The organism is Microbacterium sp. PMB16, from assembly GCF_051294855.1.
Lineage (GTDB): Bacteria > Actinomycetota > Actinomycetes > Actinomycetales > Microbacteriaceae > Microbacterium.
Window position 1 is genome coordinate 953177 of the sequence record NZ_CP145908.1, and the last position, 15509, is coordinate 968685.

Below are 15509 nucleotides of genomic sequence, written 5' to 3' on the forward strand. Positions count from 1 at the left end.
CATTTCACGCTGTCATTTCACAGCACCGAGCGACAGCCCGGCGATCAGGCGTCTCTGCGAGACGACGAAGAGCAGGAGGAGCGGAAGCGAGGTGATCACAGCCAGCGCCATGAGACTGTTCCACTCGGCGGAGTAGGTGGAGTTCTGCTGCGCGAGCAGGCCGCTGACCGGCAGCACGATCCCCTGCGGCAGGAAGTTGATCGCGTACACGAACTCGCCCCAGGCCGAGATGAAGACGATGCACACGACGGTGAGGATGCCGTTGGTGAGCAGCGGCACCGTGACGGAGCGGAAACTCCGCCAGCGGCCCGCGCCGTCGAGCTCGGCCGCCTCGTACAGGGCGTTCGGGATGGCGAGTGCGAACGGCCGGAGCAGCATGATCGCGAAGGGGAGGAGCAGGGCGATGTCGGCGACGATCAGGCCGCCGAGGCTGCCGAGCAGCTTCCACGACGCCAGCACGCTGTAGAGCGGGATCACCGTCATCGGCTGCGGCACCATCTGCAGCACGAGCAGGGCGGCGAGGAACACCGTGATCACGCGATTCCAGCCGACCGACACCCGACGTGCGAGCGCCGCGGCGGCGGGAACGGCGATGAGCAGCGTGATCGCGGTGACGGCGATCGCGATCTGCAGCGAGGTCAGGATCGCCCCGATCCCGTCGCCGATCACGTTCGCGTAGGTGTCGAGCGTCGGGGTGAAGAGGATTCCGTTCGGATCGGTCAGCACCTGCTGCTTCGTCTTGAAAGAGGTGAGCACGATCCACAGCAGCGGCAGCAGGTAGACGAGACCGAGCACGACGGCGAGCACACGGAACGTCGTGCGGAGAGGGCGGCTGATCATGGCTGCTCCTCCCGGCGGACGGCACGGATGTAGGGCACCGCGAAGATGGCCACTGCGAGCATCGACACGAGCGCGATGGTCGCGCCCGTGCTCATCTCGAAGCCGGAGAAGGCCGTGTTGTACGCGAGCACCGGGAGCGTGTTCGTGGTCGTGCCCGGCCCTCCCTTGGTGGTGACGTAGAAGAAGTCGAAGCTCTTGAACGCGTACAGCACGGTGAGGATCGCCAGGATGCCGAGAGTCGGCCGCAGCTGCGGCAGCACGATCCGGAACTGGGTGCGCCAGTAGCCGGCGCCGTCGAGGGCCGCGGCCTCGACCAGGTCGACCGGAACCGCCAGCAGAGCCCCACGGATGACGAGCACCGAGAACGGCAACGCCGCCCACGCGATGATCCCGGTGACCGACCACAGCGCGAGATCGGGCGAGCTCAACCAGGAGACGGGAGCGATGCCGACGGCATCCAGCGCACTGTTGATCGGTCCGGTGTCGTTGAGCAGGAACGTGAACGCGCTGCCGGACACGATCGGCGGCAGCGCCCAGACGAACACCATCACGGCGAGCACGGTCTCGGTGACGCGGCCGCCGACGGCGAGAATGGAGGCGCCGATGAACCCGAAGACGAAGTTGGACGCGAGCAGCACCACGGCCACCCCGATCGTGCGCGCCAGCGCCAGCCAGATCTCGTCGTCGGACAGCACCGCCGCGAAATTCTCCAGCCCGACGAAGGGCCAGGCGCCGACGATGTTGCTCGGCCCGACGTCGCTGAGCGACATCCGCACCAGCACGATCAGCGGATAGACCGCGAATCCCGCGAGCAGCCCGATCGCCGGGACGAGGAACCAGATCGGCGTGCGGCTGAGGGCGCGCGACAGCGCGGGCCGCCGGGTGGGGCGGCCCGCGTCTGCCTCAGCGACGAGAGAGCTCACGAGCAGCCGCCGCCGCCGTCCTCGATCGCGGCCTTGATGTCGGCGATGGCCGCAGCGCTGGCATCCGCCGCCGACGTCTGGCCGGAGATGACGCTCGACACCGCCTCGCCGAGGGCCTTCTGGATGTTCGCGGTGTTCTCGTTCTTCGGCCACGAGCCGGAGGTCTGCGCGGCGGCGACGAACGGCTGCACCTGCGCGTTGTCCCTGATGGCGGGGAGTTCGGCGACATCCGCCCGCACCGGGATGGAACCGGCGATCGTGAAGATCGACTCGCCGGCCTCCGGCGTCAGCACCGCCTCCTCGAGGAACTTCCAGGCGAGATCCTTCTTGTCGGAGTTGGCGCCGATGCCGAAGCCCTCCCCGCCCGGGTACACGATGCTCTCGCCGCCGACGGGCGCCGCGTACTGCGTCGTGCCCCACTCGAACTCGGCCTCCGCCGCGTTGCCGAGCTGCCAGTTGCCGTTGATCCCGAACGCGTAGTCGCCGGTCGCGAACTGCTGCCAGGAGTCGTTCTGGTCCCAGGTGGCCGTGGCCTGCGGGGTGTAGCCCGCCTTCGCCCAGGTCTCGACGCGATCGAACGCGGCATCCACCTCGGGGCCCTCGAAGCTGCAGTAGTCGATGCCCTGACCGAGGAGCTGCGGCGCGAACAGCCAGGCGCCCTCGACGGTCGGCGCTCCGGAGAGCGCGATGCCCTGGTACCGACCGTCGGCCTTGACGGTCTCGAGGGCGGTCTGCAGTTCGTCGAGCGTGGTCGGCGGGGTGTCGATGCCCACCTCGCTCAGGATGTCCTGGTTGTAGTACAGCCCGATCAGGTTGGTGAACGGCAGCAGGTTGTAGACCCTGTCGTCGGTCGTCCAGGTGGCCGACTCGGAGAACTGATCCTTGTCGGCGAAGTCGTCCCAGTACTCGGTGAGGTCGGCCGTGACGCCGCCGGCGACGAGGGTCGGGTAGTCGACGACGATGTTGTTGATGAAGAGGTCGGGGGTGTCACCGGTCGCGACCGAGGCCAGGAGCTTCTGATCCTGCTGGTCGCCGACGGTCTTCACGATGTCGATCGTCATGCCCGGGTTGTTCTTCTCGAACTCGTCGGCCTGCGCCTGGAGCCAGTCGGCCTGGGTGCCCTGGTAGTAGCTCCAGAAGGTCAGCGTCTGGTCGTCGCCGCTGCCGCCTGTGCCGCCTGTGCCGTCGGAGATGGCGCAGGCGCTGAGACCTGTGGCGAGGCCCGCCGTGAGGAGCAACGCGCCGCCGCGCCGTGCTCGGGATGAGTGCATGGGAAGGTCCTCGGATGTCGGGGGTGCCGGTCGAAGTGACCGCTTCGCACGCTAGTGAAATCGATCTCCGCGCGGCGACACTTCCGACACAGAACGTCATTCTCCGATATACCGGTTGAGGGTTCGGGGGCGGGATCGGGGTCCGCGCCGCCGGGCTGCACGAACTTCGCAGAACAGCACGAACTTCGCAGGGATAGCACCGAATCCGTGCGAAGTTCGTGACGTTCTGCGAGGTCTGGGCCCGTCGGGCAGGAAACATCCGCGTCACGGACAGGCCCTAGAGTCGCTGCATGCCCCGCCCCACCCTCCTCGCCGTGTCGCACGGAACGTCCGACGCGGCCGGTGCGCACGCGATCGCCGAACTCGTCGAGGCCGTCGCCGCGCGACTTCCCGACGTCGAGGTGCGTGCCGCATTCGTCGACGTGCAGCAGCCGGATGCCGTCGACGCCCTGGCCGCGATCCCCGGACCGGTCGTGGTCGTGCCACTGCTGCTCTCGAGCGGATTCCACGTGCATCACGACCTGCACGGGATGGTCGAGACGCGCGCGGATGCCGTCGTCGCCGCACCCCTGGGCCCTGACCCTCGGCTCGCCGAGGTGCTCGCGGAGCGGCTGCCCGCGGCATCCGCCCTTCCGGTGATCCTCGCCGTCGCCGGCTCCCGCGATCCTCGTTCGCTGACGGATGCCGAAGGCATGGCGACCGTCCTCCGCGAGCGGCTCGGCCGCCCGGTGGAACTCGCCTACCTCGCCGCACGTGAGCCCGACCTGCCGACCGCGCTGCGCGCGCACCCGGATGCCGTGGTCTCGACCTACCTGCTCGCCCGCGGATACTTCTACGACCTCGCAGAGCGGCAGGCCGCCGATCGCTCGATCGCACTCCCCCTCCTCGACGGCGGTCCCGTGCCGGAGGCGCTCGTCGAGCTCGTGATCTCGCGCTTCGAGGACGCAGCGCCGACCCTGACCCGCTGAAAGCGACCGCCGCTGTCAAGAGCCAGCGGTCAATATGTCGCCGCGTGACGCCCGCTGACGCCCCGCGTCATCGAGGTTCTTGGACCGTGTCCACCCTCCTACCGTGATGCGGAGCCACACGAGGGAGCAGCGCCATGACCACCGAGCAGCCGACGTCGATCCGCGGTGCCCGCACGCGCACCACGCGGACTCCGACGAAGCCCCATGGCCAGTGGGCGGTGGACGGCCCCGAACCCCTCAACGCGAACGAGGAGTTCAAGCTCGCCGACGGCGGCCTCAACGTGCGCGAGCGGATCGAGACGGTGTACGCGCAGGGCGGGTTCACGTCGATCGATCCGACCGACCTGCACGGGCGCTTCCGCTGGTGGGGCCTCTACACGCAGCGCAAGCCCGGCATCGACGGCGGCCGCACCGCGCAGCTCGAACCGCACGAACTCGAGGACGAGTACTTCATGCTGCGCGTCCGCATCGACGGCGGCCAGCTGACCACGCAGCAGCTGCGGGTGATCGGCGAGATCTCGACCGAGTTCGCGCGCGACTCCGCCGACCTCACCGACCGCCAGAACGTGCAGCTGCACTGGGTGCAGGTCGAGGACGTCCCGGAGATCTGGCGGCGGCTGGAAGACGTCGGACTCAGCACCACCGAGGCCTGCGGAGACGTGCCGCGCGTCATCCTCGGCTCACCGGTGGCCGGCATCGCCGCGGACGAGATCATCGATCCGACCCCGCAGATCCACGAGATCGCGGAGCGCTTCATCGGCGACGAGACCCTCGCGAACCTCCCCCGCAAGTTCAAGACGGCCATCACCGGCCACCCCAGCCAGGACGTCGTGCACGAGATCAACGACTGCGCCTTCGTCGCGGTCGAGCACCCGGAGCTCGGGATCGGCTACGACCTGTGGGTCGGCGGAGCCCTCTCCGTCGTGCCACGTCTCGGCGAGCGCCTGGGGGTCTTCGTGGCCCCGGACCGCGTCGCCGACGTGTGGCACGGTGTGACGCAGATCTTCCGCGACTACGGCTACCGGCGTCTCCGCAACAAGGCGCGGCTGAAGTTCCTCCTCGCCGACTGGGGTGTGGAGCGCTTCCGCGAGGTGCTCGAGACCGAGTACCTCGACGCTCCCCTGCCCGACGGCCCCGCAGCCCCCAAGCCGAAGAGCCAGGGCGACCACGTCGGCGTGCACGCGCAGAAGGACGGCAGGTTCTTCGTCGGCGCAGCGCCCCTCGTCGGACGGGTCTCGGGCTCCACGCTCACAGCTCTCGCCGATCTCGCCGAGGCGCACGGCTCGCAGCGCGTCCGCACCACCCCGCACCAGAAGCTCATCGTGCTCGACGTGCCGGAGTCCGAGGTCGAGAGCCTCATCACGGGTCTTGATGCGATCGGGTTGTCCGCACGCCCCAGCCTGTTCCGTCGGGGCACGATCGCCTGCACCGGCATCGAGTACTGCAAGCTCGCGATCGTCGAGACGAAGGCCAATGCCGCGCAGGCGATCGCCCAGCTCGAGCAGCGGCTCGGCGAGCTGGAGCCTGAGATCGGCCGTCCGATCACCCTGCACGTGAACGGATGCCCGAACTCGTGCGCCCGCATCCAGATCGCCGACATCGGACTGAAGGGTCAGCTCGTGTCGATCGACGGCGAGCAGGTTCCGGGCTACCAGGTGCACCTCGGCGGCGGACTCGCGAACCTCGACCGCGAGGAAGCCGGCCTCGGCCGCACGGTGCGCGGCCTGAAGGTGGCCGCCGACGGCATCGCCGACTACGCCGAGCGGGTGATCCGCCGCTACCTCGCCGACCGCGAGCTCGACGAGACCTTCGCCGTCTGGGCGCACCGCGCCGACGAGGAGGCGCTGCAGTGAGCGCATCGACGAGCTCAGGGACCCAGCCCGTCGTCATACGGCCGGCACGTCCTGCCCGCCGCTCCGCGGACGAGCTGCAGGCCCTCGCCGAGCGCGGCGCCGTCGAACTGCGCAGCCGGCAGCCCGATGAGGCGAGTCCGGCCGAAGTCGTCGCCTGGGTCGCCGCGAACTTCCCCACCGCGCAGGCCACCGTCGCCTGCTCGATGGCGGATGCTGCGCTGCCGCACCTGGTCGCGCAGAGCCTCCCGGGTGTCGACGTGCTGTTCCTCGACACCGGATACCACTTCGCCGAGACGACGGTCACGCGCCACGAGGTCGAGCGTGAGCTCGACGTGCGCATCGTCGACGTGAAACCCGTGCAGTCGGTGCGCGAGCAGGATGCCGAGTACGGCGCAGACCTCTTCGCCCGCGACCCCGGCCTGTGCTGCGCCCTGCGCAAGGTCGAGCCGCTGCAGCGGTCGCTCGGCGACTACGAGCTGTGGTTCACCGGTGTCCGCCGCGAGGAGGCGCCCACCCGCACCGACACCCCGCTCATCGTGTGGGACGAACGCAACGGACTGGTCAAGGTCAACCCGGTCGCCGCGTGGAGCTTCGACGACCTCATCGACTACGCGACCGCGAACGAGGTGCCCGTGAACCCGCTGATCGCGAACGGCTACCCGTCGATCGGCTGCGCACCCTGCACGAAGCCCGTCGCCGCCGGCGAAGACCCCGATCCGGCCGCTGGGCCGGCTTGTCCAAGACAGAATGCGGGTTGCACCTATGACTCTCGACGTGACCCGGCCGGTTCCCGAGCGCCCTTCGTCTCGTCGCTCCGCTCCTGGCTCAGGATCCGCGCAGCGAGACGAAGGGCTGTCCGCACTCGACCTGCTCGAGGCCGAGGCGATCCACATCATCCGCGAGGTCGTCGCCGAGTTCGAGCGCCCCGTGCTGCTGTTCTCCGGCGGCAAGGACTCCGTCGTCGTGCTGCACCTCGCCGCCAAGGCGTTCGCTCCGGGACGCGTGCCGTTCCCCGTGCTGCACGTCGACACCGGACACAACTTCCCCGAGGTCATCGCCTTCCGCGACGAGACGGTCGCGCGGCTCGGCATCCGCCTCGAGGTCGCTCGAGTGCAGGACTACATCGACGACGGCCGCCTCGCCGAGCGCCCCGACGGCACCCGCAATCCGCTGCAGACGCAGCCGCTGCTCGACGCCATCGCGGCCGGCAAGCACGACGCCGTGTTCGGCGGCGCCCGCCGCGACGAGGACAAGGCCCGCGCCAAGGAGCGCATCATCTCGCTGCGCGACGAGTTCGGCCAGTGGGACCCGCGCAACCAGCGCCCCGAGCTCTGGAGCCTCTACAACGGCCGCCACCTCCCCGGCCAGCACGTGCGCGCCTTCCCGATCTCGAACTGGACCGAGCTCGACGTCTGGCGCTACATCGAACGCGAAGCCATCGCCCTGCCGCCGCTGTACTACGCGCAGGAGCGCGAGGTCTTCCGCCGCGACGGCATGTGGTGGGCGCTCGGCGAGTTCTCGCAGCCGCGCACCGGGGAAGAGATCGAGCATCGCGTGGTGCGCTACCGCACAGTCGGCGACATGAGCTGCACGGGTGCCGTCGAATCGGATGCTGTCGACACGGCATCCGTCGTCGCCGAGGTCGCCCGCTCCACACTCACCGAGCGCGGCGCCACCCGCGCCGACGACCGCATCAGCGAGGCGGCTATGGAAGACCGCAAGAAGGACGGGTACTTCTGATGACCGGGACGATCATCGAGACGGGGACGCTGTTCCGCTTCGCCACCGCCGGCTCCGTCGACGACGGCAAGTCGACCCTCGTCGGGCGCCTGCTGCACGACGCGAAGGCGATCCTCGCCGACCAGCTCGCGCAGGTCACCGCGACGTCGCGGCAGCGCGGGTTCGCCCACGGCGACTTCGACTTCGCACTGCTCACCGACGGTCTGCGCGCCGAGCGCGAGCAGGGCATCACGATCGACGTCGCGTACCGATACTTCGCGACGGATCGGCGCAGCTTCATCCTCGCCGACTGCCCCGGCCACGTGCAGTACACGCGCAACATGGTCACCGGCTCCGCCACCGCGGATGCCGTGATCGTGCTGGTCGACGCCCGCAAGGGCATCGTCGAGCAGACCCGCCGCCATCTCGCCGTCGTGTCCCTGCTGCGGGTCGCGCACGTGATCATCGCGGTGAACAAGATCGACCTCACCGGCTTCGACGAGAACGTGTACGTGGAGATCGAGCTCGAAGCGGCTCGCGTCGCCGAGCAGCTGGGACTCCACGGCATCCACGTCCTCCCGGTGTCGGCGCTCGAAGGCGACAACATCGTCGATCACTCCGACCGCACGCCCTGGTACGACGGCCCGACGCTGCTCGAACTGCTCGAAGTCCTGCCACGTCAGGACGAGGCCGACGCCGCAGCATCCGCCTTCCGCCTCCCGGTGCAGCTCGTGCTGCGCCCGCAGGGCGGCCTCTCCCCCGAGATCAGCGAATCCGAGGCCGAGCAGTACCGCGACTTCCGCGGGTTCGCGGGGCGGATCGCCTCGGGCGTCGTGCAGGTGGGCGACCGCGTCGACGTGTTCCCCGGCGGGCACGAGACGACGGTCACCGGCATCCACGTCGCGGGAGAGCCGGCAGATGCCGCCACCGCACCGCAGTCGGTGACGCTCACTCTCGCCGACGAGATCGACGCGGCCCGCGGGGCACTGATCAGCGCGGCAGGCACGGCGCCGACCGGGAGCCGCGAGGCCGTGGTGGAGCTGTTCCAGCTGGATCCGCGTGCCGTCGCGGCGGGCGCCAAGGTGCTCGTCAAGCACGGCACGGCGACGGTGCAGGCGCTCGTCACCGAGGTCATCTCGCGACGCGACCTCGAGACGCTCGCGCTCGAGGACGCGCACTCCCTCGCGGCGAACGAGATCGGTCTGGTACGGCTGCGCTTCGCCGCCGAGCTGCCCATCGAACCCTACGCGCGCGACCGCTCCGGCGGCTCGCTGCTGCTGATCCACCCCGCCGACGGCGCGACGCTCGCCGCGGCGACCGTGATCGACGAACCCTGACCTGCACCACCTGACCGCTGAGGAGGCGAAACCGTGAAGATCAACCGCACCATGACACGGTTGCTGAGCAAGCACGCGCGAAGCGCGAGCGCGACGAAGTGGACTGCCCTGGGACTCGCTGCGATGATGCTGGCCGGCTGCGCCTCCGCATCCGCGACCGGCGAAGCCGCGAAGGGCGAGACGGATGCTCCCACCGAGGTGCGCCTCGGCTACTTCGCGAACGTCACGCATGCACCGGCACTCGTCGGACTCTCTGAGGGTCTGTTCGCGGACGCCCTCGGTGATATCGACCTGAAGACCGAGGTGTTCAACGCCGGACCCGCCGCGATCGAGGCGCTCTCCGCCGGCGCGATCGACGCCACGTACATCGGACCGAACCCGTCGATCAACACCTTCATCCAGTCCGGCGGCGAGTCGGCGCACATCATCGCCGGGGCGACCTCCGGCGGCGCCGCGCTCGTGGTGCGCGACGGGATCGACAGCCCGGAAGACCTCGAGGGCGCGAACATCGCGACCCCGCAGCTGGGCAACACCCAGGACGTCGCGCTGCGCAGCTGGCTCGCCGATGAGGGCTTCGAGACCACGACCGCGGGCGGCGGAGACGTGACGATCACGCCGACCGAGAACGCGCAGACGCTCACGCTGTTCCAGCAGGGCGACGTCGACGGTGCCTGGCTGCCGGAGCCGTGGGTCTCTCGTCTCGTGGTCGAAGCGGGCGCGCACGTGCTCGTCGACGAGGCCGACCTCTGGAAGGACGGCGCGTTCCCGACCACCGTGCTGCTCGTGCGCGCGGAGTTCGCGGAGCAGCATCCCGACGTCGTCGAGGACCTGCTCGAGGGACACGTGGCCTCCGTCGCATGGCTCGACGAGCACGCCGATGAGGCACCCGCGGTCATCAACGACGCGCTGGAGGAGGCGACCGGCAAGCGGCTCTCGGACGACGTGCTCGCCCGCGCGCTCGAGAACGTCACGTTCACGGTCGACCCCCACGCCGAGGCCTTCGAGAAGCTCGTCGACAACGGACTGGCCGCCGGCACGCAGAAGGAGGGGTCGATCGACGGACTCTTCGATCTGCGCGCACTGAACGCCCTGCTCGAGAAGGACGGCCAGGACCCCGTCTCCGCCGCGGGCCTCGGGAAAGAATGATGAGCGCCACCGCGGGAGAGACCGTGACAGGGGACGCGCCGCCTGCCACCACGCTGAGGCCGAGCTTCGACGGCGTGACGCCGCCGGCGCCGCACGCCCCGGCTGTCGACCCCGCGGTGCGCCTCTCCCACGTGACGAAGCGCTACGGCTCCGGCCCGCTGGTGCTCGACGACGTGTCGCTCGACATCGCGCCCGGCGAGTTCGTGTGCCTGCTCGGCGCCTCCGGGTGCGGCAAGTCGACGCTGCTCAACCTCATCGCCGGACTCGAACCGCTCACCTCCGGCGGCATCGAGACGCCGTCGTCGGGGGCGGCCGTGATGTTCCAGGAGTCCGCGCTGATGCCGTGGCTGACCGCGCGGAAGAACGTCGAGCTCGCGCTGCGGCTGCGCGGCGTCCCCCGCGGCGAGCGCCGTGCAGAGGCGCAGCGCCTGCTCGAGACCGTGAACCTGGGCGAGGCGGGCGACAAGCGTCCGCACGAGCTCTCCGGAGGAATGCGGCAGCGCGTCGCCCTCGCAAGGGCTCTCGCGCAGGACCGCCCCGTGCTGCTGATGGACGAGCCGTTCGCGGCCCTCGACGCCATCACCCGCGATCTGCTCCACGAGGAGCTCGAGCGGGTGTGGCGCGCCACCGGCCGCACGATCGTCTTCGTCACGCACAACGTGCGCGAGGCCGCACGCCTCGGCCAGCGCGTGATCCTGCTGACGAGCCGGCCCGGCCGCATCGCCGGGGAATGGAAGGTCGCCGCCACGACCGGTCGACGCATCGAGTCCCCTGAGGTCGCGGCGCTCGCCACCGAGATCACCACTGAGCTGCGGAAGGAGATCCGTCGCAATGCCCAGTGAGACTGCATCCACCTCCCGGTTCCTGAGCGAGCGGAGCGAGACGAAGGACGACGAACTCCGCACCCTCTCCGCGGGTCTCGACCGCCTGCAGAGCGAGGAGAGCGCCCGGCGTCCGCGCTGGCACACGACGCTCTCGAAGGTGCTGCCGCCGATCGTCCTCCTGCTGGTGCTGCTGGCCGCCTGGCAGCTCTACACCGTCGTCGCCGACCCGCGCCCTGACATCGCTCCCGGTCCGCTGCAGGTCGCCGGCGCACTCGGCGAGGCCTGGGATTCCGGCCGCCTGCAGGAATCGGTTCTCACCAGTCTCGAGCGCGGGGTGCTCGGCTTCCTCGTCGCGATCGCCGTCGGCACGCTGCTGGGCATGCTGCTCGCCGAGTCGAAGCTGCTGCGACGCGCGGCTGGTCCGTTGATCTCCGGCCTCATGGTGCTGCCGTCGGTCGCCTGGGTGCCGGCCGCGATCATCTGGTTCGGCCTCTCCGACGCGACCGCGTACTTCGTGATCCTGATGGGCGCGATCCCCTCGATCGTGAACGGTCTGCTCTCCGGCGTCGATCAGGTTCCGCCGCAGCTGCGCCGGGTCGGCACGGTGCTCGGAGCCAGCCGCTGGCAGCTCGCCACCGCCGTGATCCTGCCCGCCTCACTGCCGGGCTACATCGCCGGCCTCGAGCAGGGCTGGGCGTTCTCGTGGCGGTCGCTGATGGCCGCCGAGATCATCACGGGAGGCGGGACCATGGGCTTCGGGCTCGGCACGATGCTGAACCAGTCCCGGGAACTCGCCGACCTCGCCAGCGTCCTCGGCACGATCATCGTGATCCTCGCCATCGGCATCCTCATCGAACTGGCGTTCTTCGGCCCTCTCGAACGACGGATGCTGCAGAGTCGCGGCCTCGCCCTGGGAGGCGACCGATGACCGGCACCGTCACGGCCGGCACCGTCACCCTGGTCGGCGCAGGCCCCGGCGATGCCGGACTGCTCACCCTGCGCGGCGTCCGCGCCCTGCAGGAGGCCGACGTCATCATCGCCGACCGGCTCGGCGCCCGCCCCGTGCTCGCGCAGCTCGCGGGAGAAGGCGTGCACCTCGCCGCCGAGGTCATCGACGTCGGCAAGCTCCCCGGACACCACCCCGTGCCGCAGGACGGCATCAACGCCCTGCTCGTCGAGCACGCCAGCGCCGGACGACGGGTCGTCCGGCTGAAGGGCGGCGATCCCTTCGTCTTCGGACGCGGGCACGAGGAGCAGCAATACTGCGAGGCCGCCGGCATCCGCGTCGAGGTCGTGCCCGGCGTGACGAGCGCCGTCTCGGTGCCGGCCGTCGCCGGCATCCCTCTCACGCACCGCGGGATCGCGGCATCCTTCACCGTGCTGAGCGGCCACGACCAGATCGAGCGGGTGCCCGGGGGCAGCGACCACACGGTCGTGCTGCTGATGGGTGTGAACACGCTCGGGCACTCCGCGCATGTGCTGAGTGGCGGGTCGCGCGGCCTCGACTGCCCGGTGGCGATCATCGAAGACGGCTACGGCGAGCACGAGCGCGTCACCATCGGCACGCTCGGCACGATCGCGCACCTCGCCGCGAGCCGCCAGGTGCGGTCTCCGGCGGTCGTCGTGGTCGGCGACGTGGTGGCTCTGGCGCACGACGTGTCGACCCGATCTGCGGAGCGTGTCCCGACCGGCGGACGAATCCCCGCAAATCCTCCGCTGATCGTGACATCGTCCGCAGATCGGGCGCCCCGACCGCACTGGGCCGACGCTCTCGACGCGGGCCTCGCCGTCGACACCGGCCTCATCCAGGCGGTCGACTCGCTCGATCCGGCATCCGACCGAATCCCCTCCCTCCCCTCCCTGTTCTCGCGCTCGCGCTGACTCCGCGCTCCGAAAGGCCGACATGACCTCCTTCCCTCCTGCCCTGCGCGTCGCGATCGTCGGCGCCGGTCCCGCCGGCATCTACGCCGGCAACCTGCTGGCCACTGCGGTGGCCCAGCGCCCCGGTGCCGACGTGGAGATCGACCTGTTCGAGTCGCTCCCCGCCCCGTACGGCCTGATCCGCTACGGCGTCGCGCCTGACCACCCGCGCATCAAGGGCATCGTGAACTCGCTGCATGAGATGCTCGACGCCTTCCCGGATGCCGCGGACGGTTCCGCGCCCCGCCGCACGATCCGCTTCATCGGCAACGTCGAGGTGGGCCGCGACATCGCGCTCGACGAACTCCGCGAGCGGTACCACGCGGTGATCCTCGCGACCGGCGCGATCCGCGATGCCGCCCTCGACATCCCCGGCGTCGACCTGCCCGGCTCCTACGGCGCCGCCGACTTCGTGGCGTGGTTCGACGGGCACCCCGACGTCGCGCGCACCTGGCCGCTGGAGGCGTCGTCGGTCGCGGTGATCGGCAACGGCAACGTGGCCCTCGATGTCGCGCGCGTCCTCGCGAAGCACGCCGTCGACCTGCGCACGACCGAGGTGCCGGACAACGTGCTGGAGGGACTCGAGTCGTCGGCCGTGACAGACGTGCACGTCTTCGGCCGCCGCGGACCGGCCGGCATCAAGTTCACGCCGATCGAGCTGCGCGAGCTCGGCGAGGTGAACGACGTCGACATCGTCCTGTACGACGAGGACTTCGCGGACGTCGACCCGGCCGCGGCACCGAACAACCAGCTCAAGGTGATGCTGCGCACGTTGAACAGCTGGCGCGATCGGCCGGCCGGCACGGCATCCCGTCGTCTGCACCTGCACTTCTGGCACACCCCCGTGGAGATCACCGGCGACGGACACGTGGAGGGCATCCGCTTCGAACGGACCGGCACGGGCGAGTTCCGCGAGTACGACGTGCAGGCGGTCTACCGGGCGGTCGGCTACTACGGCACGCGCGTCGTGGGCGCGCCGTTCGACGAGGCCCGCGGCGTCGTGCCCAACGACGGCGGCCGGGTCGATGAGGAAGCCGGACTCTACGCGACCGGATGGATCAAGCGCGGACCGGTGGGCCTGATCGGCCACACCAAGTCCGATGCGCTCGAGACGATCACGAACCTGGTGGCGGATGCCGAGGCGGGACTGCTCTCCGCCCCGGTCGCCGGGCAGGGCGACGTGCTCGAGCTGCTCGACGCCCGCGAGACCGCGTACACGACGTGGGACGGATGGCTCGCCCTCGACGCCCACGAACGGCTCCTCGGCGAGACGCACACCCATGCCCGCGAGCGGGTGAAGGTCGTGCCCCGCGAAGAGCAGGTGGCGGTGTCGTCTCAGGCGGTGTCGCGCGACGGCGCGCTCGTCCGATGACCTACGTCATCGCTCTGCCGTGCGTCGACGTCAAGGACAGGGCCTGCATCGACGAGTGCCCGGTCGACTGCATCTACGAGGGCGAGCGGTCGCTCTACATCCACCCCGACGAGTGCGTGGACTGCGGAGCGTGCGAGCCCGTGTGCCCGGTCGAGGCGATCTACTACGAAGACGATCTGCCGGATGAGTGGCAGGATTACTACAAGGCCAACGTCGATTTCTTCACGGAGATCGGATCGCCGGGCGGCGCCGCCAAGGTCGGCGTCTACGCGTTCGATCACCCCCTCGTCGCCGCACTTCCCCCACAGGAGGATGCGCATGACTGAGACGGTTCCGTACGATGTGCTGATCATCGGCGGAGGACCCGCAGGCCTCTCCGCGGCGCTCAACCTCGGCCGCTCACTCGTCCGCGTGCTCGTGATCGATGCGGATCGCCCGCGGAACGCCGCGACGCTGAACTCGCACGGGTTCCTGACGCGCGACGGCGTGCCTCCGCACGAGCTGCGGCGCATCGCGCGGGAGGAGCTCGCGGCCTACCCGAACATCGAAGTGCGCACGCGGGTGCGGGTGGCGGCGCTGCGCCCCGCGGATGCCGGGCACGGCAGCATCCGATTCGGAGAGGTGCGGTTCGAGGCCGAGATCGGGCGGCGCGAACCCGAGACGACGGTGTCGGCGCGCGCGGTGCTGCTGGCGACGGGTCTGCGTGAGACACTCCCCGACGTGCCGAACCTCCGCGGCTTCTACGGCATGAGTCTGTTCAGCTGCGCGGCCTGCGACGCGTGGGAACTGCAGGGACGGCGCCTCGCACTCATCGGCGAATCCGCCGACCTCGCCGCCCGCGCGCGGCTCATCGGCCGCTGGACCGAGACGCTCACCGTCTTCACGAACGGCGCCGATGTGGTCAACACTGCAGAGGAGGCGGAGCTCGCCGCCGCCGGAGTCGCCGTGCTGCGGCATCCGATCGTCGAGCTGGTGGGCGACCGAGGGCGGATCGAGGCCGTGCGCCTCGCCGACGGCACGAGCGTCGCGGTCGACGGCGGATTCGTGCGCCCCGAGTGGGAGACCGCGCTGGGTTTCCTCGACGGGATCACCCCCGCCGTCGACGGTGCCGGGCACCTCGTCACCGACCGCTCCGGTCGCACCGACGTGCCGGGGCTCTATGCCGCCGGCGATGCCGCGGCTCCCGGACCGCAGCAGCTCATCGTCGCCGCGGGCGCCGGCGCCCGGGTGGCCGCGGTCATCGTGCACGACACGATCGGCGTCGCGACCGCGCACTAGGCAGCTAGTCTGCGCGCGAGCAGTTCTGCCCCTTCCGCACGCGCGGCACGCGGCTAGG

14 protein-coding genes and 1 pseudogene are annotated in these 15509 nt (G+C 70.2%); 12 read left to right on the top strand and 3 right to left on the bottom strand.

The genetic code is table 11. From position 1 onward, the window contains the following. Positions 1–12: 12 nt before the first annotated feature. From V5D55_RS04550 to V5D55_RS04560, 3 genes are read right to left on the bottom strand one after another with little or no spacing between them, the layout of a single operon-like run. Complete coding sequence (locus V5D55_RS04550) at positions 13–840, bottom strand: carbohydrate ABC transporter permease (protein ID WP_435748115.1); 828 nt, start codon at positions 838–840, stop codon at positions 13–15. Then, on the bottom strand, positions 837–1763 hold the full coding sequence (locus V5D55_RS04555) for a carbohydrate ABC transporter permease (RefSeq protein WP_435748117.1): 927 nt from the start codon (positions 1761–1763) through the stop codon (positions 837–839). Before V5D55_RS04555 ends, V5D55_RS04550 begins: the two co-directional genes overlap by 4 nt. Further along, positions 1760–3034, bottom strand: coding sequence for an ABC transporter substrate-binding protein (locus V5D55_RS04560; protein WP_435748119.1), 1275 nt, complete (start codon positions 3032–3034; stop codon positions 1760–1762). Before V5D55_RS04560 ends, V5D55_RS04555 begins: the two co-directional genes overlap by 4 nt. A gap of 290 nt (positions 3035–3324) precedes the next feature. Between V5D55_RS04560 and V5D55_RS04565 the strand changes: the two genes are divergently transcribed. The 12 genes and pseudogenes from V5D55_RS04565 (at position 3325) to V5D55_RS04620 (ending at position 15451) form a co-directional block, all read left to right on the top strand. Further along, positions 3325–4002 carry a sirohydrochlorin chelatase gene (locus V5D55_RS04565; RefSeq protein ID WP_435748121.1) on the top strand — a complete coding sequence of 226 codons (678 nt, stop codon included), beginning with the start codon at positions 3325–3327 and terminating at the stop codon, positions 4000–4002. Positions 4003–4136: 134 nt separating this feature from the next. Further along, complete coding sequence (locus tag V5D55_RS04570) at positions 4137–5855, top strand: nitrite/sulfite reductase (RefSeq protein WP_435748123.1); 1719 nt, start codon at positions 4137–4139, stop codon at positions 5853–5855. Positions 5856–5890: 35 nt separating this feature from the next. Then, positions 5891–6621 (top strand): annotated as a pseudogene (locus V5D55_RS04575) (phosphoadenylyl-sulfate reductase). Continuing rightward, positions 6618–7595 (top strand): sulfate adenylyltransferase subunit CysD, encoded by a 978-nt coding sequence (gene cysD / locus V5D55_RS04580; protein WP_435748125.1) that lies wholly within the window; start codon positions 6618–6620, stop codon positions 7593–7595. The pseudogene V5D55_RS04575 and the gene cysD overlap by 4 nt, the downstream one beginning before the upstream one ends. Continuing rightward, positions 7595–8911: a sulfate adenylyltransferase subunit 1 gene (locus tag V5D55_RS04585; protein ID WP_435748127.1), complete on the top strand. Its 1317-nt coding sequence runs from the start codon at positions 7595–7597 to the stop codon at positions 8909–8911. The genes cysD and V5D55_RS04585 overlap by 1 nt, the downstream gene beginning before the upstream one ends. A gap of 33 nt (positions 8912–8944) precedes the next feature. Further along, positions 8945–10057: an ABC transporter substrate-binding protein gene (locus V5D55_RS04590; RefSeq protein WP_435748129.1), complete on the top strand. Its 1113-nt coding sequence runs from the start codon at positions 8945–8947 to the stop codon at positions 10055–10057. Next, entirely contained in the window at positions 10057–10899 is an 843-nt protein-coding gene (locus V5D55_RS04595; RefSeq protein ID WP_435748131.1) for an ABC transporter ATP-binding protein, read from the top strand. The genes V5D55_RS04590 and V5D55_RS04595 overlap by 1 nt, the downstream gene beginning before the upstream one ends. After that, complete coding sequence (locus V5D55_RS04600; protein WP_435748133.1) at positions 10889–11809, top strand: ABC transporter permease; 921 nt, start codon at positions 10889–10891, stop codon at positions 11807–11809. Before V5D55_RS04595 ends, V5D55_RS04600 begins: the two co-directional genes overlap by 11 nt. After that, a complete protein-coding gene (cobA, locus tag V5D55_RS04605; RefSeq protein ID WP_435748135.1) occupies positions 11806–12762 on the top strand; it encodes a uroporphyrinogen-III C-methyltransferase in 957 nt (318 codons plus the stop codon). The genes V5D55_RS04600 and cobA overlap by 4 nt, the downstream gene beginning before the upstream one ends. A 22-nt stretch (positions 12763–12784) precedes the next feature. Then, positions 12785–14173, top strand: a complete 1389-nt coding sequence (locus V5D55_RS04610) for an FAD-dependent oxidoreductase (protein ID WP_435748137.1) — start codon at positions 12785–12787, stop codon at positions 14171–14173. Next, positions 14170–14499 (top strand): ferredoxin, encoded by a 330-nt coding sequence (gene fdxA, locus V5D55_RS04615; protein WP_435748139.1) that lies wholly within the window; start codon positions 14170–14172, stop codon positions 14497–14499. The genes V5D55_RS04610 and fdxA overlap by 4 nt, the downstream gene beginning before the upstream one ends. Beyond that, on the top strand, positions 14492–15451 hold the full coding sequence (locus tag V5D55_RS04620) for an NAD(P)/FAD-dependent oxidoreductase (protein WP_435748141.1): 960 nt from the start codon (positions 14492–14494) through the stop codon (positions 15449–15451). Before fdxA ends, V5D55_RS04620 begins: the two co-directional genes overlap by 8 nt. Positions 15452–15509: the final 58 nt, after the last annotated feature.

Coding starts and splice junctions, on each gene's coding strand:
- cobA (WP_435748135.1), top strand. CDS start 11,806: ATGACCGGCACCGTCACGGCCGGCACCGTCACCCTGGTCGGCGCAGGC.
- V5D55_RS04550 (WP_435748115.1), bottom strand. CDS start 840: ATGATCAGCCGCCCTCTCCGCACGACGTTCCGTGTGCTCGCCGTCGTG.
- V5D55_RS04620 (WP_435748141.1), top strand. CDS start 14,492: ATGACTGAGACGGTTCCGTACGATGTGCTGATCATCGGCGGAGGACCC.
- V5D55_RS04610 (WP_435748137.1), top strand. CDS start 12,785: ATGACCTCCTTCCCTCCTGCCCTGCGCGTCGCGATCGTCGGCGCCGGT.
- V5D55_RS04570 (WP_435748123.1), top strand. CDS start 4,137: ATGACCACCGAGCAGCCGACGTCGATCCGCGGTGCCCGCACGCGCACC.
- cysD (WP_435748125.1), top strand. CDS start 6,618: ATGACTCTCGACGTGACCCGGCCGGTTCCCGAGCGCCCTTCGTCTCGT.
- V5D55_RS04600 (WP_435748133.1), top strand. CDS start 10,889: ATGCCCAGTGAGACTGCATCCACCTCCCGGTTCCTGAGCGAGCGGAGC.
- V5D55_RS04565 (WP_435748121.1), top strand. CDS start 3,325: ATGCCCCGCCCCACCCTCCTCGCCGTGTCGCACGGAACGTCCGACGCG.
- V5D55_RS04595 (WP_435748131.1), top strand. CDS start 10,057: ATGAGCGCCACCGCGGGAGAGACCGTGACAGGGGACGCGCCGCCTGCC.
- V5D55_RS04560 (WP_435748119.1), bottom strand. CDS start 3,034: ATGCACTCATCCCGAGCACGGCGCGGCGGCGCGTTGCTCCTCACGGCG.
- V5D55_RS04585 (WP_435748127.1), top strand. CDS start 7,595: ATGACCGGGACGATCATCGAGACGGGGACGCTGTTCCGCTTCGCCACC.
- fdxA (WP_435748139.1), top strand. CDS start 14,170: ATGACCTACGTCATCGCTCTGCCGTGCGTCGACGTCAAGGACAGGGCC.